The sequence below is a fragment of the Streptomyces sp. NBC_01788 genome (genome assembly GCF_035917575.1).
Taxonomy (GTDB): domain Bacteria; phylum Actinomycetota; class Actinomycetes; order Streptomycetales; family Streptomycetaceae; genus Streptomyces.
Genome location: NZ_CP109090.1, coordinates 7,256,562 through 7,278,982, shown reverse-complemented (window position 1 = coordinate 7,278,982; position 22,421 = coordinate 7,256,562). Strand labels below are relative to the sequence as shown.

17 protein-coding genes are annotated in these 22,421 nt (G+C 72.0%); 12 read left to right on the top strand and 5 right to left on the bottom strand.

Annotated elements, in window-relative coordinates; genetic code table 11:
- The first annotated feature begins 196 nt into the window (after positions 1-196).
- From OIE49_RS32430 to OIE49_RS32415, 4 genes are all read left to right on the top strand, one after another.
- A complete protein-coding gene (locus OIE49_RS32430; protein ID WP_326805395.1) occupies positions 197-1,627 on the top strand; it encodes a serine hydrolase domain-containing protein in 1,431 nt (476 codons plus the stop codon).
- A gap of 293 nt (positions 1,628-1,920) precedes the next feature.
- Positions 1,921-3,480 (top strand): AMP-binding protein, encoded by a 1,560-nt coding sequence (locus OIE49_RS32425; RefSeq protein ID WP_326805394.1) that lies wholly within the window; start codon positions 1,921-1,923, stop codon positions 3,478-3,480.
- Positions 3,481-3,672: 192 nt separating this feature from the next.
- Positions 3,673-4,206: a GNAT family N-acetyltransferase gene (locus OIE49_RS32420; RefSeq protein ID WP_326805393.1), complete on the top strand. Its 534-nt coding sequence runs from the start codon at positions 3,673-3,675 to the stop codon at positions 4,204-4,206.
- An 88-nt stretch (positions 4,207-4,294) separates the two neighbouring features.
- Positions 4,295-4,771 carry a GNAT family N-acetyltransferase gene (locus OIE49_RS32415; protein WP_326805392.1) on the top strand — a complete coding sequence of 159 codons (477 nt, stop codon included), beginning with the start codon at positions 4,295-4,297 and terminating at the stop codon, positions 4,769-4,771.
- A 467-nt stretch (positions 4,772-5,238) separates the two neighbouring features.
- Here OIE49_RS32415 and OIE49_RS32410 read toward each other — a convergent pair whose 3' ends face one another.
- Positions 5,239-5,994, bottom strand: coding sequence for a DUF6585 family protein (locus OIE49_RS32410; protein ID WP_326805391.1), 756 nt, complete (start codon positions 5,992-5,994; stop codon positions 5,239-5,241).
- A 243-nt stretch (positions 5,995-6,237) separates the two neighbouring features.
- Between OIE49_RS32410 and OIE49_RS32405 the strand changes: the two genes are divergently transcribed.
- The gene (locus tag OIE49_RS32405; RefSeq protein ID WP_326806389.1) at positions 6,238-6,876 is read left to right on the top strand and encodes a DedA family protein; all 639 of its coding nucleotides are present in this window, start codon (positions 6,238-6,240) and stop codon (positions 6,874-6,876) included.
- A 10-nt stretch (positions 6,877-6,886) separates the two neighbouring features.
- Here the strand turns inward: OIE49_RS32405 and OIE49_RS32400 are convergent, their stop codons facing one another.
- Positions 6,887-8,824 (bottom strand): ABC transporter ATP-binding protein, encoded by a 1,938-nt coding sequence (locus tag OIE49_RS32400; protein WP_326806388.1) that lies wholly within the window; start codon positions 8,822-8,824, stop codon positions 6,887-6,889.
- 214 nt (positions 8,825-9,038) lie between these two features.
- Between OIE49_RS32400 and OIE49_RS32395 the strand changes: the two genes are divergently transcribed.
- The 6 genes from OIE49_RS32395 (at position 9,039) to OIE49_RS32370 (ending at position 17,025) form a co-directional block, all read left to right on the top strand.
- Entirely contained in the window at positions 9,039-9,962 is a 924-nt protein-coding gene (locus tag OIE49_RS32395) for a lysylphosphatidylglycerol synthase transmembrane domain-containing protein (protein ID WP_401846051.1), read from the top strand.
- A 124-nt stretch (positions 9,963-10,086) separates the two neighbouring features.
- On the top strand, positions 10,087-10,851 hold the full coding sequence (locus OIE49_RS32390) for a crotonase/enoyl-CoA hydratase family protein (protein ID WP_326805390.1): 765 nt from the start codon (positions 10,087-10,089) through the stop codon (positions 10,849-10,851).
- Positions 10,852-10,996: 145 nt separating this feature from the next.
- Positions 10,997-13,213, top strand: a complete 2,217-nt coding sequence (locus tag OIE49_RS32385) for an NADP-dependent isocitrate dehydrogenase (RefSeq protein WP_326805389.1) — start codon at positions 10,997-10,999, stop codon at positions 13,211-13,213.
- Between the two features lie 401 nt (positions 13,214-13,614).
- Positions 13,615-14,985, top strand: coding sequence for a bifunctional o-acetylhomoserine/o-acetylserine sulfhydrylase (locus tag OIE49_RS32380; protein ID WP_326805388.1), 1,371 nt, complete (start codon positions 13,615-13,617; stop codon positions 14,983-14,985).
- A 5-nt stretch (positions 14,986-14,990) separates the two neighbouring features.
- Positions 14,991-16,142: a homoserine O-acetyltransferase MetX gene (gene metX / locus OIE49_RS32375; protein WP_402504177.1), complete on the top strand. Its 1,152-nt coding sequence runs from the start codon at positions 14,991-14,993 to the stop codon at positions 16,140-16,142.
- A gap of 85 nt (positions 16,143-16,227) precedes the next feature.
- Positions 16,228-17,025: an N-formylglutamate amidohydrolase gene (locus OIE49_RS32370; RefSeq protein WP_326805387.1), complete on the top strand. Its 798-nt coding sequence runs from the start codon at positions 16,228-16,230 to the stop codon at positions 17,023-17,025.
- Positions 17,026-17,087: 62 nt separating this feature from the next.
- On the opposite strand, the gene OIE49_RS32365 is transcribed toward OIE49_RS32370, so the two are convergent.
- Genes OIE49_RS32365 through OIE49_RS32355 form a run of 3 tightly spaced genes read right to left on the bottom strand, consistent with a single transcriptional unit; the run spans position 17,088 to position 19,671 of the window.
- Positions 17,088-17,588, bottom strand: a complete 501-nt coding sequence (locus OIE49_RS32365; RefSeq protein WP_401742040.1) for a hypothetical protein — start codon at positions 17,586-17,588, stop codon at positions 17,088-17,090.
- Between the two features lie 8 nt (positions 17,589-17,596).
- Positions 17,597-18,235, bottom strand: a complete 639-nt coding sequence (locus tag OIE49_RS32360) for an RNA polymerase sigma factor (RefSeq protein WP_100570153.1) — start codon at positions 18,233-18,235, stop codon at positions 17,597-17,599.
- Positions 18,232-19,671 carry a S8/S53 family peptidase gene (locus OIE49_RS32355; protein ID WP_326805386.1) on the bottom strand — a complete coding sequence of 480 codons (1,440 nt, stop codon included), beginning with the start codon at positions 19,669-19,671 and terminating at the stop codon, positions 18,232-18,234. Before OIE49_RS32355 ends, OIE49_RS32360 begins: the two co-directional genes overlap by 4 nt.
- Positions 19,672-19,829: 158 nt before the next feature.
- Between OIE49_RS32355 and OIE49_RS32350 the strand changes: the two genes are divergently transcribed.
- A complete protein-coding gene (locus OIE49_RS32350; RefSeq protein WP_326806384.1) occupies positions 19,830-22,394 on the top strand; it encodes a CHAT domain-containing protein in 2,565 nt (854 codons plus the stop codon).
- Positions 22,395-22,421: the final 27 nt, after the last annotated feature.

Sequence of the window (22,421 nt, the reverse complement as noted above, 5' to 3'; positions counted from 1 at the left end):
AGTTTCGAGCTTCGCTCCACGACCGCAACCCGCAGAGATGGGGCACCCTGCGTGGGCCTGTCCCTCCTGAAGCCGGGACAGTCGGAGCTGGGCCGTCCATAGGCAGGAAGATGTCCACGAACTGAACGCTGGTAGAAGAGGTCGGGCAGAGCCTTAATCGCGTTGGTCCGAAACGGTGTTCGGATACGGTGCCCAAATGGCTTCTCAGCGCACTCTGCTGCCGCGCTCGACACCGGCCGCCTCGGGGATCTCGTCCCGTTCGATCGCCGCGCTGCTGGATCGGCTCGAAGCACGATCCGTCGAGTGTCACTCCCTCATGGTCGTACGCCACGGTCACGTCGTCGCCGAAGGCTGGTGGGCGCCGTACTCGGCCGAGCGCCCGCACCTTCTCTACTCGCTGACCAAGTCGTTCACCTCGGTCGCCGCGGGGCTCGCGATCGCCGACGGGCTGCTCTCACTGGACGATCGGATCGTGGACGTGCTGCCCGACCACGTTCCGGACGACATCTCGGAGCAGGGACGCCGCCTCACCGTTCACCACCTGCTGTCCATGACGGCCGGACACCGCACGGACAGCCTTGCCGAAGCCTGGCAACAGGAACCGGGCGACCTGGTGAAGGGCTTCCTGCGCGTACCGTTCCCCGAGGCCGAGGGAGCGCGGCACGCCTACGACAATCCGACCACCTTCATCCTGGCGCGGATGGTGGAACGGGTCACGGGCCGCGGCCTCCCGGAACTGCTGGACAAGCGCCTCTTCAAGCCAATGGGCGTCGACCACGCCGAATGGGATCGGGTCGCGAGCGGTGCCGCCTTCGGATTCCACGGACTGCACCTCACGACCGAGGCCGTCGCCGCCTTCGGTGAACTGCTCCTGCGCGGAGGCGTTTGGGGCGACCGGCGGCTCATCCCGCGCGAATGGGTGGAGCTCGCGACCGGACGGCACACCGACACCCTGCAGATCGAGGACTGGTCGGAAAATCCCGACGCGCTTTGCGGGTACGGTTACCAGTTCTGGATGTCTCGTCACGGTTACCGCGGCGCCGGCGTCTTCGGCCAGCTGTGCGTGGTCGTCCCGTCGTACGATCTCGTGGTCGCCGTGACCGGCGCCATAACGCAGGAGGAGGCAGTGCTCGACCCCTTGTGGGAGTGCCTGCTGCCCGGCATGGACCACGTGGGAAGCACCCGGGACGACGGGATCCTCGCCGATCGGCTGCGGCGGCTGTCATTGGCACCGGTGCCGGGTTCGGCCGCCCGGGAGCGTTCCGTCAAGGCGGGACTCGACGCCTCCGCCGAGGATTCGGCTCTGCCCGACGGAACCACGGTGATCGTCGATCCCGTGGACGACGGATGGCTCCTTCGACTCGGACCGTACCTCAACGTCGAGGTCGGCCACGGCGAGTGGCGGGAATGTTCGCCGCTCGGCCGCCCTGTCGTCGCGGCCGGCGCCTGGCAGGGCAGCACGTTCGTCGCCGAGCTGTACGTCATCACCACACCGCACCGGGTTCGGCTGTCGGTCGACGCCGACGCGGGGATCGCGGTGGCGACGTGGAACACCGTGCCCCTGACCAGCCCAAGTCTGGCGTTGCACTTGTGGTCGCCGCTGATGACACGGCCCGACGTCGCGTAGATGATGCGCTTTCCCCGGCAATGAGCGTGTTCATCCGTGAATAGCTGCATTGCCCGAACTGGCGGCCGCCCTGGAGCGGAGCATGACCTGCTCAGTGGGCCGGCCGTCCCAACGGATACCCCGTCACCAGATTCGAATGATGCACTCATACTTCTTGTGCTACCGATTGGTGAGAACGAGTCCCCGCCGCTCCCCGGTGAACTTTTCGCCGCCCCCGCATCGTTGATGACGAGTGATCAGGAAGCGCCCGGGGTCGTACCCCCGGGAGGCACACTCAAGCACGAAGAAGGATCATGAACACGGTCACTTCCAGCGGGAACTACACCGTCTCGGTCTTGCAACGGCTCTCGGAGAGAGGCGGTCGTGACGCGATCGTCGCGGGGCAGCGGCGGATCAGCGGCGACGAGGCCGTCAGCACGGTCCTGCGCTTCGCCGCGGCCTTACGGGGCAGCGGTCTGGTGGAGGGAGACGGAGTAGCGCTGTTCGTGGAGAACTCTCCGGAGGCGCTGCTGCTCCAGCTGGCCATTCATTTCTCAGGCTGTCGACTGGTCTTCGTTCCGCCGGAGCCCGGCAACGGCGAACTTGAAGCGCTGATCCAGCGCGCTGACGTCAAGATGCTCCTGTTCGACCCGGTCTTCGAGGAGCGGACCCAGCGGATCGCCGGCCGGCTCGACATTCCGCATGTCTTCAGCGTCGGCGCATCCTCGAGTGCGGCCGACTTCCTGGCGGCAGCGTCCGACATCGCAGGCTGCTCGCCCGGCGAGGCTGCCGACGGCCGCCACATCGCGACGCTTCTCTACACGGGTGGTACCACCGGACTGCCCAAGCTGGTCGTCCACCGCAGCGGCTACTACGACCTCTATGTACAGGTTTCGAGCGCGTATGCTGCCGACGCCTCGGCTGAAGCCGCGTTGCTGATATGCACGCTGGTGACGCACACCAGCGGCCACGGCGCCTTCCTGCTGGGCGTGCTCAGCGGCCACACCATCGTGCTGCTGAGGACGTTCGATGCCGGCACGGCCCTGTCCGCGATGGCCGGCGAGCGCGTCACCAGGATGGTGGTGGTGACGCCCATGCTGTACGAGCTGCTTGACCATCCGGACTGCCACGTGGGCCGTTTCCCGGCGCTGTCGACCCTCCACTACACCGGTGCCGCCGCTTCCCCCGCACGTCTGAGGCAGGCAATCGAACGCTTCGGTCCGGTACTGCACCAGATCTACGGAGCATCCGAGAACGGGCTGGTCACCGAGCTTCCCCCGCAGGAACACGACCTCCGACGGCCCGAGTCCTTGACCAGCTGCGGGCGTCCGGGGCCGGGAGTCGAAGTGGAGCTGCGGGACGACGAGGGCGAGCCGGTGGCCGTAGGAGAAGTCGGCGAGCTGTATGTGCGTAGCCCCATGGTCATGGAGGGCTACTGGAACGACCCGGAACGCACCACGGAGGTGCTCGACGGCGAGGGCTGGTTCCGCAGTGGAGACCTCGGGCGCAAGGACGAGGACGGCTATCTGTACCTGGTCGACCGGGCGCGGGACATCATCGTGACGGGCCGCACCGCCGACAACGTCTATTCCCGTCTGCTCGACGACTTCCTCACCGCACAGCCCGCCGTCAAGGAGGCCGCGGCCGTCGGTCTGCCCGGCGACGACGACACGGAGGCCGTGCATGTCGTCCCGGTGCCCCAGGACCCTGCCGACGTCCCGGACCTCTCCGAGCTGACGCGCGAGATCGTCGACGCCCTTGGAGACCTCTACGCTCCTGCCTCCTACTCGATCGCCGACTCCCTGCCCCGGACGACCGTCGGCAAGACCGACAAGAAGGCTCTCCGCGCGAGCCTGCTGAGGACCCGCGCGTAGGACCACCCGACAGTCCCGGCCGAACGCTGCCCTCGTCCCGGCCCTCGTCCCGGCCCTCGTCCCGGCCCTCGTGCCGGGTCGAGGGCAGCCTTCGGGCGGGGGCAGGCGGCTTGACGCCTTGTGGTTCCGCAGCGGCAGCGCGGGCGAGCGCCGGATTACGGATGAGGCCCTTGTCTTCGGCAGGATGGGCACATGACCGAGATCCTCACACCCCGCCTCCTCCTCCGTACCTGGCACGACGACGACCTCGCGCCGATGGCGGACATCAACGCGGACCCACGGGTCATGCGCTGGATCGACGACGGCTCGGTGCGCGACCTGGACCACACGGCCGAGGACATCGAGCGGTGGGAGGAGGAGTGGGACGAGGAGGGCTTCGGACTCTTCGCCGTCGAGCTGCTTGGCTCGGGCGAACTGATCGGCTTCACAGGACTGTCCGTGCCCGAGTTCCTGCCGGAGGTGATGCCCGCCGTGGCGATCAGCTGGCGGATCGGCTCACAGTTCTGGGGCCAGGGATACGCGTCCGAAGCCGCCCACGCCACGCTGGAGTTCGCGCTCCAGGACCGCGGCCTGGACCGCGTCATCAGCATCAACCGGGTGGGTGACAACGCCTCCGAGAACGTCATCCGCAAGCTCGGCATGGCGCCCGAGCGGGAGACGGCACACCCGGTGTACGGCTACCCGCTGCGCGTTCACGCCATCGACCTCAGCGAGTTCCAGGCATGAACCGGCCGAGCCGTCGATCACGACTCGTCCGTGCCGGCGCTCGGTTCGAACGCGGTCAGCTCGTCGAGCGACCCCAGGAGCGGATGGCATGAGCGCCATCGGACTGCGGCCGGCCGCCGCCGCCGACGGCGAGTACTGCTTCCAGCTGCACAAGGCCGCCATGGGCGCCTACATCACCCAGATCTGGGGCTGGGACGAACACGCCCAACGCGGCTTCCACACCCGCGCATTCAGCCCCGGCCGATGGCAGATCATCACCGTCGACGGCGCTGACGCCGGCATGCTCCACATCGAGCACCGGCCCGTGGAGATCTACCTTGCCCGGATCGAAATCCACCCCAACCACCAGGGGCGCGGCATCGGCACTCGGCTCATCCGCACCCTCCTGCAGCAAGCCCGCCGGCAAGGCCAGGACCTCACCTTGGACGTCCTCGCGGTCAACCAGCGGGCCCATGCCCTCTACCAGCGCATGGGCCTGCACGAAGTCACCCGGCACGGCGAGAACAACATCAAGATCAGGATGTCCAGCCGACCACCTCAGAGCGACCCGATCCGCGGATCTTGACCATGACTCGGTACCTGCGCGGCGCGCGATCCGGCGACGTGTGACGCTCAGCCCGTCGTGCTCGGAGACGACCCGCCGGCGCAGTGGTCGTACGCGGACTTAACCGACGGATACGACGAGCTCAGGACTGTCCGGCTACCCGGGGCGTCATCTTCGCAGACGTAACTCCCCGACGCTGAGGCCGGCTTGATCCGCAGGAGCACTTCGTAGGACGAAATCCGTACGTGGTGAGTGCTCCTCGCGGCGATGACTCCCAGGCTGTGCTGCTCTGTGCACGGGTTCCTCATCGCCGGCACACCAGAAGACGTGCATGTCTTCAGACGTGTCATTCACGGTCCCCCGCAGGTCGTCACGCGAAGCCGCACCGTATCGCAGGCCCGCCGCGAGGCATCTTGAGCCTCTGCCCGGTGCCGCACAGCGCCCGGGGTCGCTCAAGGCGGCCCCGGGCGCTGTTCGTGCTTTGGTGGTCAGGTGTTCTGGTGCAGGTCGCCGTAGCGCAGGTGGTCGATGAGGGCGAGGAGGAGGAAGAGGTTCGGGATCCTCTTGACCTGCACCTGGGCCCAGGGCAGCTTCTTGCCGGGCTTGCGCAGCACCAGCATTCCCTGGGAGATCTCGACCTTCTCGATCTCCGCCCAGGTCAGGCTGCCCTTCGGCGTGGCCACACCGCTCTGGTTCACCGAGACGGTCCCGTAGGTCAGGGTCCGGCCCTGCTCCAGCCCGGCAAGCAGCCCGGGCAGCCGCGCCCGGGTGATCTCCTGCTGGAGCGCCGGGCCCCAGCGCTCGGGCTCGGCGTAGAACTCGGTCAACTTGAGCTTCGTACCGTCCTCGCGGTGGAGCGTGTAGACGTAGGTGGTCCCGACGTAGACGCCGTTCGCGTACCGCTCGGTTATCTCCTGGAGCGCAGTCAGCGAGTCCCAGCGGAAGACGGAGACCTCGCCGTTCCCTCCCACCTCGGCCAGGCCGTGCTCGAAGAGATGCAGTCGGCGGGCGGCCTGCTTGCGCGAGAGGTTGGGCGTCCTGAAGACGAGCCAGAAGAAGTAGACGCCGAGCGGCGGAAGGATCAGGGCGACGATCCCCATGACCAGCATGAGGGCTATCCGCACCGGGCTGATGCGCTTCGGCAGGAATGTCTCCCGCAGCTGCCCAAGCCCTTCGGTCCCCGGGAGCGCCGTGTGCTGGGCTGTCGCCTGCCCGGGGTCCTGCTGAGCGGTGGGTCCTGCCATGAGCCGTGCTCCTAGCCGTAGTGATCAAATGTTCGGCGATCATTGTGCGGCCGGGACCGAAGCTTGTACATGTCAGGGTGCTTCTCTGCCGGGCTTGCGCAGCACCGGCGTTCCCTGGAAGATCTCGCCCTCCCCCGACGCCACGTGAACCTGCCTGCGCATGCCCGCCGAAAGGCGGTATGCGTCGAGCCGCGTCCATCATGGAGCAGTGGGCCACGTGAAGAGGGCCATGAGGCGATGACGGTGTTCGCCGTCAACCCGACGGACAGCGCCTCGGTGCTGGCCGCCTTCGGTGCGCTGGGGGTTCTGGTCGTGACCTTCGCCGAGTCGGGTCTGGTCGTGGTCGGCTTCTTCCTTCCCGGTGACACGATGCTGATCCCGGCCGGTGTGCTGTGCGCGCAGACCGACGCCCAGGCGCCGCGGATGGCTCTGTGGCAGGTGCTCGTGTGCGGCGCCGTGGGCGCGGTGGCGGGCGGGCAGGTGGGGTTCCTGCTCGGTCGGCGGGGCGGGCGGGCACTGCTGGCCCGCACCTCCAACCGGCGGCTGAAGGAACGGGCCGCGCGGGCGCAGGCACTCCTGACCCGCTACGGGCAGGGCAAGGCGCTGGTGATCGGCCGCTTCATCCCCATGCTGCGGACCGTCCTGCACCCCGCGGCCGGGGCGCTCGGCGTGCCCACGCGGACCTTCACGCTCTGGGCGACCGTCGGAGGCGTGCTCTGGTCCCAGAGCCTGGTGCTGGCCGGATACGGCCTGGGGGCATCGGTTCCGCGCATCGGTGACTATGTCCTGGTCATGGTCGCCGTGCTCGTCGTGCTCTCCCTCGTGCCTCTGCTGGTGCAGGTGCTGCGTGCACGCCACACCCGGCAGCCGCCCTCCCCCTGAGCGGTGTCGCCTACACCACCGCCTCCCCGGCCACCGCGATCCCCGGCGCGTCCAGCGTCTCCGCCGCCTCCCGCGCCTCCCGCGCCGCCTCCGCCCGCTGCTCGTACTGCGTCCGGTACAGCTCCGCGTAGCGGCCCTCCGCCGCCAGGAGTTCGTCGTGGGTGCCGCGTTCGACGATCAGTCCGCCCTCGACGACCAGGATGAGGTCGGCGGCCCGCACCGTGGACAGCCGGTGGGCGATCACCACCGCGGTCCGGCCCGCCAGGGCCTCGGCCAGGGCCTCCTGGACGGCCGCCTCCGAGGTGTTGTCGAGGTGGGCGGTGGCCTCGTCGAGAATGACCACCCGCTGGCGGGCCAGCAGCAGCCGGGCGATGGTCATCCGCTGGCGCTCGCCGCCGGACAGGCGGTAGCCGCGCTCGCCGACGACCGTGTCGAGGCCGTCGGGCAGGGAGCGTACGAGGTCGTCGAGGCGGGCCCGGCGCAGGGCGTCCCACAGTTCCACGTCGGTCGCCGCGGGGCGGGCCAGCAGCAGGTTGGCGCGCACGGAGTCGTGGAAGAGGTGGCCGTCCTGGGTGACCATGCCGAGGGTGGCCCGCAGGGACGCGGAGGTCAGGTCGCGTACGTCGACGCCGCCGATGCGCACGGCACCCTCGTCGACGTCGTACAGACGCGGCAGCAGTTGCGCGATCGTCGACTTGCCGGCGCCGGAGGAGCCGACGAGAGCGACGGTCTGCCCGGCCTCGGCGCGGAAGGAGACGCCGTGCAGGACCTCTGAGCCGTCGCGGTTGTCGAGGGCGGCGACCTCCTCGAGGGAGGCGAGGGAGACCTTGTCGGCGGACGGGTAGCCGAAGCGGACGCCGTCGAACTCCACGGCGAGGGGTCCCCCGGGCACCTCGCGGGCGTCCGGCTTCTCCTCGATCAGCGGCTTGAGGTCGAGCACCTCGAAGACCCGCTCGAAGCTGACCAGGGCGCTCATCACCTCCACGCGCGCCCCGGCGAGCGCCGTGAGCGGCGCGTACAGGCGGGTGAGCAGCAGGGCGAGCGACACGACGGCGCCCGGCTCCAGGGTGCCGCGCAGGGCGAAGTACCCGCCGAGGCCGTAGACCAGGGCCAGCGCCAGCGAGGACACCAGGGTGAGCGCGGTGATGAAGGCGGACTGCGCCGTCGCCGTACGGATGCCGATGTCCCGTACGCGGCCGGCGCGGGCCGCGAACTCGTCCGACTCCTGCTCGGGGCGGCCGAAGAGCTTGACCAGGGTGGCGCCGGGGGCGGAGAAGCGCTCGGTCATCCGGGTGCCCATCGCCGCGTTCAGCGTGGCGGCCTCCCGCTGCATACGCGCCATGCGGCTGCCCATGCGCCGGGCGGGCACCACGAACACCGGGAGGAGCACGAGGGCGAGCAGGGTGATCTGCCAGGACAGGGTGAGCATCACGGCGAGGGTGAGCAGCAGCGTGACGACGTTGCTGACGACCCCCGAGAGGGTGTTGCTGAAGGCCCGCTGGGCGCCGATGACGTCGTTGTTGAGCCGGGAGACGAGTGCTCCGGTACGCGTGCGCGTGAAGAACGCCACCGGCATGCGCTGGACGTGGTCGAACACCGCGGTGCGCAGATCGAGGATGAGTCCCTCGCCGAGCGTGGCCGACAGACGTCTGCCGAGGATGCCGAACGCCGCCTCGGCCACCGCGATCAGGGCGATGAGCAGGGCCAGGCGTACGACCGTGCCCTGGTCGCCGCGGGACACGATCACGTCGACGACGCGCCCGGCGAGCACCGGGGTCGCCACCGCGAGCAGCGCGGTCACCACCCCGAGGGCGACGAACCGCGCGATACGGCGGCGGTGGGGGCGGGCGAACGCGCCGATGCGGCGCAGCGTCGCACGGGCGAGCGGGCGCCGCTCCTGCTGGGCGGTCATGACGCTGTGCAGCTGCGTCCAGGCGGTGGTCTCCATGCTCATGAAGGAGAACCTAGAACCTCAAGCTTCGTTGAGGTCAAATGTGCACACCCCGAAGGCTCCGCCTGCCCACCCGCTTCCCGCTCGTAAGGCGCCGTCCCCGGTTCCGCCACCCGGCGTTGACGCGGCAGGGGGAACCTCTCCGGATGTGACCCCGGATGCGACAGCGGTCGAACTCCCCGATCCGCGGCCAGGAAGGCTTCCGCGGCGCCTGCCCGTGCGCCAGGTGCTGTGCCTGCTGCCGGTGCTGCTGGTGGCGGTGGCCGCGGTGCGGCACCGGTCGGTGCTGGCCGAGGGCTTCGCGCACCTGCGGACCGCCGAGTGGCCGTGGCTGCTGGCCGCGGTCGGCACGACCTGTCTGACCTGGGTCGCTGCGGCCGTGACCCGGCAAGGCGCGGTCGTGCAGCGGTTGCCGAGACGGCGGCTGCTCGCCACCCAGTTCGCGGCCGGCGCGGCCAACCATCTGCTGCCGACGGGGCTCGGGGCGAGCGCGGTGAACCTGCGGTTCCTGACGGTGTGCGGGGTCTCCCTGGCCCGGTCCTCCGCCGCGCTCGCGCTGTACATGCTCGCGGAGAGCATCGCCCGGCTGGCCCTGCTCGCCGCGCTGCTGCTCGCGTTCCCGGACGCGCTGCGGCTCGGCGGCCTGCTGCCCTCGGGCATGGCCGGTCCGCTGCTGTACACCGTGGGCGGGGTCCTGGTCGCCGCGACCGGGGTGGCGTTGTGCGTACGGCGGCTGCGCGCGGCGGTGGCCTCGTTCGTGCGCACGGCGCTGAGCGAGGCGCGGTCGGTGCACGCGCGTCCCGCGCGGGCGCTCGCGCTGTGGGGCGGCTCGCTGGCCTTCCCGGCACTTCAGGCGATCTCCCTGGTCGCGGTGGGACGGGCGCTGGCGCTGCCGGTGCCGTCCGTGCACATGGCGCTGGCGTATCTGGCGGCCACCACGGCGGTCGCGCTGGTGCCCACGCCCGGCGGGATCGGTTCGGTGGAGGCGGCGCTCGTCGTGGCGCTGGTGGCGGCGGGCGGACCGGTCGCGGTCGTCACGGCGGTGGTGGTGGCCTACCGGATCATCACCGTCTGGCTGCCGCTGCTGCCGGGGGCACTCATGCTGGGGGCACTGGTCCGGCTGAGGGTCATCTGACCTCTCCCCTCCCCGCGGCTCCGGCTCCCGTACGCCAGTCTCCCGAGTGCCTCCCGTGCGTCTCGCGTGCGAGGTGACCCGGGAGTAACCTGCCCGTCCCAGCACGCAGCAGGAGGTCGACGCCATGCCGGTCCGGATCGAGCGCCAGGGGTACGTCACCACGGTCGTCCTGTCCCGGCCCGGCGTCCGGAACGCGGTGGACGGCCCGACCGCCGGCGAACTCGCCGACGCCTTCCGCCGGTTCGAGTCCGACGATGAGGCCAGAGTGGCCGTGCTGTGGGGCGAGGGCGGCACGTTCTGCTCGGGCGCGGACCTGAAGGCGGCCGGGAGCGAACGGGGCAACCGGGTCGCGGAGGACGGCGACGGGCCGATGGGGCCGACCCGGATGCGGCTGTCCAAGCCGGTGATCGCGGCGGTGGCCGGGCATGCCGTGGCGGGCGGACTGGAACTGGCGCTCTGGTGCGATCTGCGGGTGGCGGAGGAGGACGCCGTGTTAGGTGTGTTCTGCCGTCGCTGGGGCGTGCCGCTGATCGACGGCGGCACGGTACGGCTGCCCCGGCTGATAGGCACCAGCCGCGCCATGGACATGATCCTCACCGGGCGCCCGGTCCCCGCCCGCGAGGCGTACGAGACGGGCCTGGTGAACCGGCTCGTACCCACGGGCCGTGCCCGCGCGGAGGCCGAGTCGCTGGCCGCCCGGCTCGCCGCCTTCCCCCAGGCCTGCCTGCGCGCGGACCGCGCCTCGGTCCTGGAGCAGGAATCCCTGGACGAGTCGTCGGCCCTGCGCGGGGAACTCCGGCACGGCATGGGCGTACTGGCCGAGGGTCTCCGGGGAGCGACCCGGTTCGCCGCCGGTGCGGGACGGCACGGCTCGTTCGCGGACGACTGAGCCCGTCCTCCGGGGACGGCCGGGCATTCCCTCCCGCGACAAGTGAGCCCGCGCTCCCGATCCGGGGCGGACCCCTGTCGAGTCGGGGACCGTCACGAGATATCTTGATGTCGAGCAATGTTGCAGACGTGGAGCGGAGCACCCGGTGACTGACTCGACCATCATCTACACACACACTGACGAGGCCCCGGCCCTGGCGACGTATTCCTTCCTGCCGGTGGTCCAGGCGTACGCCTCGCAGGCGGGTGTCGCGGTGGAGACGCGTGACATCTCGCTGGCCGGACGCATCATCGCCGTGTTCCCGGAGTACCTCGCCGAGGAGCAGCGGATCCCGGACGCGCTGACCGAGCTGGGCGAGCTCGCCAAGACGCCCGAGGCCAACATCATCAAACTGCCGAACATCTCGGCGTCGATCCCTCAGCTCAAGGCCGCGGTCGCCGAGCTCCAGGGCCAGGGCTACGCGCTGCCGGACTACCCGGACGACCCGAAGACCGACGAGGAGCGCGAGATCCGCGCCCGTTACGACAAGGTCAAGGGTTCCGCGGTGAACCCGGTGCTGCGCGAGGGCAACTCCGACCGCCGCGCCCCCGCCTCGGTGAAGAACTACGCCAAGACCCACCCGCACCGCATGGGCGCCTGGACCGCCGAGTCCAAGACCGATGTGGCGACCATGGGCGTCGACGACTTCCGCTCCACCGAGAAGTCCGTGGTGATCGCCGAGGACGGCGCGCTGCGCATCGAGCTGAAGGGTGACGACGGCTCCACCACCGTGCTGCGCGAGTCCGTGCCCGTCCTCAAGGGCGAGGTCGTGGACGCCTCCGTGATGCGCGTCGCCGCGCTGCGCGAGTTCCTGACCGCGCAGGTCGCCCGCGCCAAGCAGGAGGGCGTCCTGTTCTCCGTGCACCTGAAGGCCACGATGATGAAGGTCTCCGACCCGATCGTCTTCGGTCACGTGGTGCGCGCCTTCTTCCCGAAGACGTTCGCGCAGTACGGCGAGGCGTTCGCCGCGGCCGGCCTGACCCCGAACGACGGTCTGGGCGGCATCTACAAGGGCCTGGAGAACCTCCCCGAGGGCGCCGCGATCAAGGCCTCCTTCGACGCCGAGCTCGCCGAGGGTCCTGAGCTGGCCATGGTCGACTCCGACAAGGGCATCACCAACCTGCACGTCCCCTCCGACGTGATCGTCGACGCCTCCATGCCCGCCATGATCCGCACCTCCGGCCACATGTGGGGCCCGGACGGCCAGGAGCACGACACCCTCGCGGTCATCCCGGACTCCAGCTACGCGGGCGTCTACCAGGCCGTGATCGACGACTGCCGCGCCCACGGCGCCTACGACCCGTCGACGATGGGCTCGGTCCCGAACGTGGGCCTGATGGCGCAGAAGGCCGAGGAGTACGGCAGCCACGACAAGACGTTCGAGATCCCGGTCACCGGCACCGTCCGCCTGGTCGACCAGACCGGCGACGCCGTGCTGGAGCTGACCGTCTCGGCCGGTGACATCTTCCGCGCCTGCCAGACCAAGGACGCCCCGATCAAGGACTGGGTGAAGCTGGCCGTCACCCGCGCCCGCGCCACCGGCGACCCGGCCGTGTTCTGGCTGGACGAGGGCCGCGCCCACGACGCCAACCTGATCGCCAAGGTCGAGCAGTACCTGCCGGAGCACGACACCCAGGGCCTGGACATCAAGATCCTGTCCCCGGTCGAGGCGACGAAGCTGTCGGTGGAGCGCATCCGCCGCGGTGAGAACACCATCTCGGTCACCGGCAACGTGCTGCGCGACTACCTCACCGACCTGTTCCCGATCCTGGAGCTGGGCACCAGCGCCAAGATGCTCTCCGTGGTCCCGCTGATGGCGGGCGGCGGCCTGTTCGAGACGGGCGCCGGCGGCTCCGCGCCGAAGCACGTGCAGCAGCTCGTCAAGGAGGACTACCTGCGCTGGGACTCCCTGGGCGAGTTCTTCGCCCTGGTTCCGTCCCTGGAGCAGTACGCCGAGGTCACCGGCAACGCCCGCGCCAAGGTGCTCGCCGACACCCTCGACCGGGCCACGGCGACCTTCCTCAACGAGGACAAGTCCCCGACCCGTCGTGTCGGCGGCATCGACAACCGCGGCAGCCACTTCTACCTGTCCCTGTACTGGGCGCAGGAGCTGGCGCAGCAGACCGACGACGCCGGTCTGGCGAAGGCGTTCGCGCCGCTCGCCGAGACCCTCGCCGCCAACGAGCAGAAGATCGTCGAGGAGCTGGTCGCCGTCCAGGGCAAGCCGGCCGAGATCGGCGGCTACTACCAGCCCGACCCGGCCAAGGCCGCCGAGGTCATGCGCCCCTCGGCCACCTGGAACGAGGCTCTGGCCGCCTTCTGAGCCGACCCGGGCCCCGGCACCTCGCCGGGCCCGGTGGGTCCTCACCGCTCCGCCCCGACCGGCACTCCGCCGGCCGGGGCGGAGCCCTTTTGTGACGGCTGCGTGTCATCCCCGCTCCGGTGCTGGTGCGCCGCGGGGCCCTGTGCTTACCTGGATCGCATGATCGCGCTCGTGAGCCGCCGCCACGTCGACTACGGACGTGTCACCAGCACGGGTTGTCGCCTCGCCGGCTGACATGCCCCGAAGCTGACAGGCAAACTTTCCCCTTCCTCTCGCAGGTCCCTCACGCGTTCCCGCATGCCCTGGGACGCCCACCGGCACTCCGGGCGTCGCGCCCGGCGCCCGGGACCTGCGGCACATCCGTGACCTCCCGCGCCATCGCACTCCGTACGAGGAGCACCATGAGCGACCCCACGCAGCCCATCGACGCCGTCACCGCCGGTCACACGCCCGACGAGGCGCCCGCCGGACCCGACACCTCCGCCTGGTCGTTCGAGACCAGGCAGGTCCACGCCGGGGCCACGCCCGATCCGGCGACCGGCGCGCGGGCGACGCCGATCTACCAGACCACCTCGTTCGTCTTCCGGGACACCCGGCACGCCGCCGACCTGTTCTCGCTCGCCGAACCCGGCAACATCTACACCCGCATCCACAACCCCACCCAGGACGTCTTCGAGCAGCGGATCGCGGCGCTCGAGGGCGGGGTCGCCGCGGTGGCGCTGTCCTCCGGGCAGGCAGCGGAGACGCTCGCGCTGCTGACGGTCGCGCGCGCCGGCGACCACGTCGTCTCCAGTACGTCGCTGTACGGCGGCACCTACAACCTGTTCCGGCACACCCTGCCGAAGTTCGGCATCGAGGTGTCGTTCGTGGACGACCCCGACGACCCGGACGCCTGGCGGGCGGCGATCCGCCCCAACACCAAGGCGCTGTTCGCGGAGACGCTGGGCAATCCGCGCGGCAACGTGCTGGACGTGCGCGCGGTCGCCGACGTGGCGCACGCGGCGGGCGTGCCGCTGATCGTGGACAACACGGTGCCCACGCCCTACCTGCTGCGCCCGATCGAGCACGGCGCGGACGTCGTGGTGCACTCGGCGACCAAGTTCCTCGGCGGGCACGGCACCGCGATCGCGGGGGTCGTGGTGGACGGCGGCACCTTCGACTTCGGCGCGCACGCCGACCGCTTCCCGGACTTCACCGAGCCCGACCCGAGCTACCACGGCCTGCGCTACTGGCCGGCGCTCGGGCCCGGCGCGTTCGCCGCCAAGCTGCGGGTGCAGCTGCTGCGCGACCTGGGCCCCGCGCTGTCCCCGCACTCGGCGTTCCTGCTGCTCCAGGGCGTGGAGACGCTGAGCCTGCGCATCGAGCGGCACTCCGCCAACGCGCAGGCCCTCGCGGAGTGGCTGGAGCGGCGCGACGAGGTGTCGGCGGTGCACTACGCGGGCCTTCCCTCCAGCCCCTGGTACGAGGCGGGGCGCAGGTATCTGCCGCGGGGCGCGGGCGCGGTGGTGTCCTTCGAGCTGCGCGACGGGGTCGAGGCGGGCAAGCGGTTCGTGGACGGGGTGGAGCTGTTCAGCCATCTCGCCAACATCGGCGACGTGCGGAGTTTGATCATCCACCCGGCGTCGACCACGCACAGCCAGCTGGACGAGGAGCAGTTGGCGGCGACCGGGGCCGCGCCGGGCCTGGTGCGGCTGTCGGTCGGCATCGAGAGCGTCGTGGACCTCAAGGCCGATCTGGAGGCCGGTTTCCGCGCGGCCAAGGCGGCGTCCTGAACAGCGTGCTCGCCTTCCCCGCGGACGCGCTCCCCCGCCCGCCGGCCTCCGGGGCCTGGCGGGCGGGGGACCCGCCGGGGCACCGTCGGTGGCACGTGCCGCGCAGGCCGCTGCCGCTGGAGGCGGGGGGTGAACTCCCGGACGCGCGGCTGGCGTTCGAGACGTGGGGCCGCCTGGCCCCGGACGGCTCCAACGCGGTGCTGGTGCTGCACGCGCTCACCGGTGACAGTCATGTCACCGGGCCGGCCGGGCCCGGTCATCCCACGCCGGGCTGGTGGGAGGGGCTGGTCGGGCCGGGCCGGGCGCTGGACACCGACCGGTGGTTCGTCGTGGCGCCGAACGTGCTGGGCGGCTGCCAGGGCAGTACGGGACCGGCCTCGCCGCGGCCCGACGGCGAGCGGTGCTGGGGCGGGGCCTTCCCGTTCCTGACCCCGCGGGACCAGGTGGCGGCCGAACAGGGCCTGGCGGACGCGCTCGGCGTCGAGAGGTGGGCCCTGGTGGCCGGCGGCTCGATGGGCGGGATGCGGGCCTTGGAGTGGGCGGTGTCGTACCCGGAGCGCACGGGTGCCCTGCTGCTGCTCGCCACGACGGCGGCGGCGAGCGCGGAGCAGATCGCCTGGGCGAACGTCCAGGTGCAGGCCATCCGCAGCGATCCGCATTGGCGCGGCGGCGACTACCACGACACCGGCCGCGGACCGCACGCCGGTCTGGGTCTCGCCCGCCGGCTGGCCCATGTCACCTACCGCAGCGAGCCCGAACTCCAGCTGCGTTTCGGCCGCTCGCCGCAGGGTGCGGAGCAGCCGTGGCACGGCGGCCGCTACCAGGTGGAGTCCTACCTCGACCACCACGCGGGCAAGCTGGTGCGGCGGTTCGACGCGGCCAGCTACGTCGTGCTGACCGAGGCGATGAACGCCCATGACGCCGGCCGTGCCCGGGGCGGTGTGCGCGCCGCCCTGCGCCGGGTGACCGCCCCCACGCTGGTGGCCGGGGTCGACTCCGACCGCCTCTACCCGCTCGCCCAGCAGGCCGAGTTGGCCGACAGCCTCCCGGGCGCCGACCGGCTCCGGGTGATCGAGTCGCCGTACGGCCACGACGGCTTCCTGATCGAGACGGAGCAGGTGGGAGGGCTGGTCCGGGAGCTGCTGGAGGCCGGCTGAGCCGCGTCAGTGGGGTGCGGCAGGATCAGTGGTGCCATGGCGCCGAGATCCGTGTGGCGACGCGAAGAGAGACAGGAACAGCCCCATGCACGACACCCCGCCGTCCTTCGAACTGCTGCCAGGCGCCGCCGAGTCGCCGGTGATCCTGCACGTGCCGCACGCGGCACGGGCGATACCGGCCGTTGTCCGGGCCGGGATCGTGCTGGACGACGCCGAGCTGGAGCGGGAGCTGGACCACATCACCGACGCGTACACCGACCGGATCGCCGAGGCGGCGGCCGGGCTGGCGGGGCTGACGCCGTGGCGGTTCGTCAACCGGCTGTCGCGGCTGGTGGTGGACCCGGAGCGGTTCCCGGACGAGCGGGAGGAGATGCTCGCCGTCGGGATGGGCGCGGTGTACACGCGGACCACGCACCGAGAGGTCCTGCGGCCTTCGGACACCGACCCGGAGCCGCTGATCGAGCGGTACTTCCGGCCGTACGCCGAGGCGATGACGAAGGCCGTCGCCGACCGGCTGGCCGCCACCGGGCGTGCCGTGATCATCGACGTGCACTCCTACCCCGGCGCCGCGCTCCCCTACGAACTGCACGGCGAGGGCCCGCGGCCGCCCGTGTGCCTGGGCACCGACTCCTTCCACACGTCGCCCGAGCTGACCGGGCTCGCGCGTGCGGCGTTCGCGGGCTGCGGCGAGACGGGACTGGACAGCCCGTTCAGCGGCGCTTACGTACCGCTGGAGTTCCACGGCGAGGACGCCCGCGTCGGCGCCCTGATGGTGGAGATCCGGCGGGACACGTACATGACCGAGCCGGGCGGCCCCGCGGGTCCGGGGCTCGACCGGCTGGCCGGGGCGCTGGCCGCCCTGGTCGACGGTCTGGGCCGCTGAATCCGGCGGGAGCGCTCCGGCACGTCACGCGGTGCGGGCTCGGTCGGGCGACACAGTCCCGGTCACGCCCGCAGCCACTCCGTGACGACGACCTCGGCGCCCGCGCGCAGCCGCAGCGCGAACGGGCCGGCGGGCGGTGCGTCACCGGTGAACCGGCCCAGTTCGTCGGCGGTGAGCGCGGGTCCCTGCCGCCGCGGGCCCGCCAGTACCTCGATCCGGGCCTGCTGCGGCGGCAGCACCTGCCCCATCAGCCCGTCCCCGGTGACCTCGACGTCCACGGTCAGCTCACCGGCCTGGAAGGTCAGCATCCGCGGTGTGTCCGTCGCGCCCCGGACCGGAATGGCGTCGACCAGCGAGTCGAAGGTCAGCTCAGCGATCCGGGCGTCGAGGTCGCGCAGCGCGAATGCCTCGACGGCGAGTTGACGCAGGTCGTGGGGCACCGGGTCGAGGATCGCGACGGCCTGCCGCAACTCCTCCTCCAGCAGCCCCGCGGCCATCTCTTCCTCGTCGAACGTCCCGTCCTGGGCGGGGAGTCCGTCGCCGGTGCCGTCGTCGTCTCGCATGTTGCCGCTCACACTGTCCCCCGTGCGTCGAGTCGTGCGCGCAGGCGCCTCAGACAGCGCTGACGCAGTGGTCCGATGCTGCCCACGGCGACGCCGAGGGCCGCTGACACCTCCTGGTAGCTGGGCGGCGGCGAGGCGATCAGCACCCGCAGCAACTGGCGGCAGCGGTCGCCGAGGTTCTCGAACTCCTGCCACAGTCTGCGGACCCGCTCGCTCTGTGCGGCGGCCTCCTCGGAGTCGAGCAGCGACTGCTCGGGCGTGCGGTCCTCGCTGACGCGGTCAAGGAGTTGCGGATCGCTCGTCACCGTCAGCCGGCTCAGGCTCCTGAGCGTCTTCAGGCACTCGTTGCGGGCCGTGCTCGCCAGCCACGAGCCGGCCTTCTCGGGTTCGCGGATCCGCCCGAGGTGCTGGGCGAAGCGGAACCACACGGTCTGGTAGACCTCGTGCCCGTCGGCGTCCGAGAGCCGGTGCGCGCGCACCACCGACCACACCAGGGGACTCATCCCCTCCACCAGTGCTTTCCAGGCCGCCGCGTCACCGTCGACGGCGGACCGGACGAGCACGCCGACCTCTGCGCGTTCCACTGACTCACCCCTCGGATACGGCATGTCATCGTACGCCGTGGAGGGGAGGGTTCCGGACCTCATGCCGACGGGGCGAGCCGGGTCACGGGGACCGGGCGCCAGGTGGGCGGACGCAGCGCCGGGACGTGCGCCCCGCGCACTTCCGCGTACTCGGTGTTCGCCTGGAGCAGCTGACGCCGGGCCGCACGCGGGTCGGGCTCCTTGTGCGCGGTCATGTGCGCCGCGATCATGCCCGCGGCCACCGGAGTGGCGAAGGAGGTGCCGCTCCACTGCGCGAAGCCCTCGAACACGGCCCGGTCCGCCTGCGCCGGAGTGCTCTGCCCGGCCTCGCTGAGCACTCCGGTGTGCCGCGGTGACTGGCAGGTGCAGGCGTAGGCGAAGCCGAACCGGCAGGCCTCGTAGGAGGAGTGCTGGTAGACGTACGGCACCGGCGTCTCGAAGCCGGTGAGGGCGCTGGTCAGCCGCTCGCCGGGGGCGTACACCCGCACCCAGGCGCCGTGGTTGCTGAAGCAGGCGCCGTACTCGCCGTCACCGCGCAGGGCGCCGACCGACAGCACGGACTCGGCGAAGCCGGGCAGGCCGGCGTAGGCCGCGGGCCAGAACGGGGTGCCGCTGCCGTTGTTGCCGGCGGCCGCGACCAGCAGGGTTCCTCTGCCGCGCAGTTCCCGCATGAAGGCGTCCACCCCGAGCAGGCCGTCGGTGCGGCCGTTGGGGGTGCCCGCGGAGAGGCTGAGGATGTCGGGCCAGCCGCCCGCGTCGACGGCTTCGAACAGCCGGTGGCCGAAATCGGACTCCAGGATGGCGCCGGCGTCGTTGAGGGTGCCGCGCACGGTGATGTCGGTGTTCGGGGCGACGGCCGCGACCAGCCCGGCGATGAACGTGCCGTGGCCGACGTACTGCTGGAGGACGCCCGCGTCGTCGGTCTCCCGCTCCTGCGCGTCGCCCTGGACGTGGGCCAGCGTCGGGACCCAGCGGTAGTCGTGCATGAGGCCGGTGTCGACGACGAGGACGCCGACGGCGGTGTCCTCGTCGTAGGCGGACTCGGCGGGCGCCGGGTTGGGGCCCTCGGCGAACGGGGCGGGCACCGGCTCGTCGCCGGGGCAGGCGTTGACCGACGCGATCGACACCACGTGGTTACGGCTGACCAGCCGCCGTCCGGTCCTGCCCTCCGGCTCGCGCAGGGCACGCAGCGCGTGCGTGACGGCGAGGTCGCCGCCGCGGTCGCCGCGGCCCGGGTCACCGACCTGGATACGGGTGACTCCGGTGCGGTTGGTCTCCGGGCCCGCCCGGCGCACACGGTCCGCGGTCAGATCGGGCGCCGCCGCGAAGTGCGCGCGGACGGTGTCCTCGACCAGCCGGGCCTCCTCGCCGTCGCGGGCGAGGACGACGCCCTTCTCGTAGCAGAACTCGGCCGCGTCGTCCGGGCCCATCGCCAGCGGCACGTCCGGCATCGAGCGCTGGATCTGGGCGAACTGCTCGCGGAATCGCTGAGGTGCCATGGCGTGCCCTCCCGTTGGTACGTCGATCGTCAGTCTGAGCCGTGCGGCCCCCGTCTGATACAGCGTCGGCGGGTGTGCGCCGGTTCCAGGGGCCTCATCAGGCCACTACCATCCAACGGGTGACAGCGGGAAGCGACTCGGTCCTCGAACTGCTGCCCATGGTGTTCGCCGCGCCCGGCGAGGCCCTGGCGCGGGCCCGCGGGCTGCTGGAGTCCGCTCCGCCGCCGCTGCACGGATCCGTGGCGCACCAGGTGATCGGCATCTGGCAGCGGGACTTCGGCGACACACGCCTGGCCCTGCGGCATCTGCGGCGGGCCCGGGACCTGGCGGCGCGCGCCGACTCGGCCGAGCGGGAGGCCGACGTACTGGCCACGCTGGGGGTTGCGTTGGTGCACGCGGGGCGTACACGGCAGGGCCTCGCGGCGTTCGAGCGCGGGGTCGCGCGCGGGACGGGCCACACCCGGGCGCGGGTGCTGTTCCGGCGGGCGTACGTGTGGTGGGTGCTGGGCCGCCATCGTGAGGCGCTGGAGGACGTACGGCGGGCGATTCCCGTACTGCGGCAGGCCGGTGACGTGATCTGGACGGCACGGGCGCTGACGCTGCGGGCCACCGTGCACCTGGCGCTGGGCGCGGTGGAGCGCGCGGACGCCGACTTCACCGCGGCTCAGGCGCTGTGGGACACCACCGGCCAGGAGCACGACAAGGCCGACGCCGTGGAGAGCCGGGGCCTGGCGGCGTTCCGGCAGGGCGACATCCCGGCCGCGCTGCGGCTCCTCGACGAGGCCGAGGAGCGGTACGCCGAGCTCGGCACGCCGACGTTCATGCTGGAGGTACGGCGCTGCGAGGTCCTGATGGCGGCCGGTCTCGCCCCCGAGGCGCTGGCCGGGGCGGACGCGGCGATCGCCGAACTGGACGGTATCGGCGGGCAGTCGACCCGCAAGGCGGAGCTGCTGCTGGCCGCGGCGCGGGCCGCGCGTCTCGCGGACGACCCGCACACGGCGACCGCGCGCGCGGCGCTTGCCGTGCGGCTGTTCGCGGGGCAGCGGCGTGCCTGGTGGGAGACGCACGCACGGCTGGTGCTGATCGAGGCGCGGGTGGCCGACGGGCGCCGCTCGGGGCGGCTGGTCGCGGACGCCGCGGCGGTGGCCGGACGGCTGGCCTCCTTCGGCTCGCCGGCCGCGCCGGAGGCGTCGCTGCTTGCGGGCAGGATCGCGCTCGCCCTGGGCCGTCCCGCGGACGCCGAGAGCCACCTCGCGGTCGCCGCGCGCAGCCGGTACGGCGGGCCGCCGCTCGCCCGGATGACGGGCTGGGCGGCGCAGGCGCTGCGGGCGCGGGCGGCGGGCTCCCGCCGCGGCGTTCTCGAGGCGTGCCGGCGCGGGCTCGACGTGCTCGACGACCACCGGATGACGCTGGGCGCCTCGGAGTTGCGGGCCCGGGCGACCGCGCAGGGCGCCGAACTGGCCGCGCTGGCCCAGGAGGCGGCGCTCGCCTCCGGTGAGCCGCGGCGGCTGCTCGTGTGGAGCGAGCGCTGGCGGGCCACCGTGCTGTCCGCGCCGCCCACCCGGCCGCCCGCCGACCCGGCCCTGCTCAGCGGGCTGACCGCCTTCCGCGAGATCGCCGCCCGTGCGCAGGACGCCCGCCAGGACGGCCATCCGGTGCCCGCCCTGGAACGCGAACAGCGGCGCCTGGAACGGGAGATCCGCTCGCGCACCCTGCGCCTGCGCGGCGAGGCGCCCGGTGGCGGCGACCGGTTCGACCCCGGCCGGCTGCTGGCGCGGCTCGGGGACACGCGGTTGGTCGAACTGGCCGTGCTGGACGGGCGGGTGCACGTGCTGCTGTGCGGGCAGGGGCGGGTACGGCGCTTCGAGGCCGGGCGGCTCGCGGACGCGGTGACCGAGGCAGAGCACGTGCAGGCGGGACTGCGGCGGCTGGCCCACCCGGGGGCGGCAGCCCGGCTGCCGCTGGTGGAGGCGGCGGGGCGCCGTCTGGAGGAGCTGCTGCTCGGACCCGTCGCCCGCCAACTGGGCTCCGGGCCTGTCGTGGTGGTGCCGCCGGGATCGCTGCACCGGGTGCCGTGGGCGCTGCTGCCGTCGTTGCGGGAGCGGGTGCTGAGCGTGTCGCCGTCGGCGAGCAGTTGGCTGCGCGCCCACGAGACCGAACCGCCGCCGGGGGGCCGCCGGGTGCTGGTACGCGGGCCGGGTCTTGCGACCGGGGGCGCGGAGGTGCCCGAGCTCGCCGACCGCTACGGCGCGCCGACCGTGCTGGAGGAGGACGACGCGCATGTGTCCCGGGTCCTGCGGGAGTTGGACGGGGCCGCACTCGCGCACATCGCCGCGCACGGCACCTTCCGCGCGGACAGCCCGCTGTTCTCGTCGCTGACGATGGCCGACGGACCGCTGATCGTGCACGACTTCGAGCGCCTGGACCGCAGCCCGTACCGGATCATCCTGTCCTGCTGCGACACCGCCCGCTTCGCCTCGGTCGGCGCCGACGAACTGCTCGGCCTGGTCACGGCGTTGCTGCCGCTGGGCACCGCCGGGGTGGTGGCGTGCAGTGCCCCCGTCAACGACGAGGCGGTGGTCCCCCTGATGCTCGGCCTGCACAAGGGCCTGGACGCCGGCCTGTCCCTGGCCGAGGCACTGCGCGACGCGCGCACCGCCCTCCCGGGCGACGCGACCCACCAGGCGACGGGGTGGGCTTTCGCGGCGTTCGGCGCGGCTTGAGACGGGCGGAACGGCACGGTCCACCGT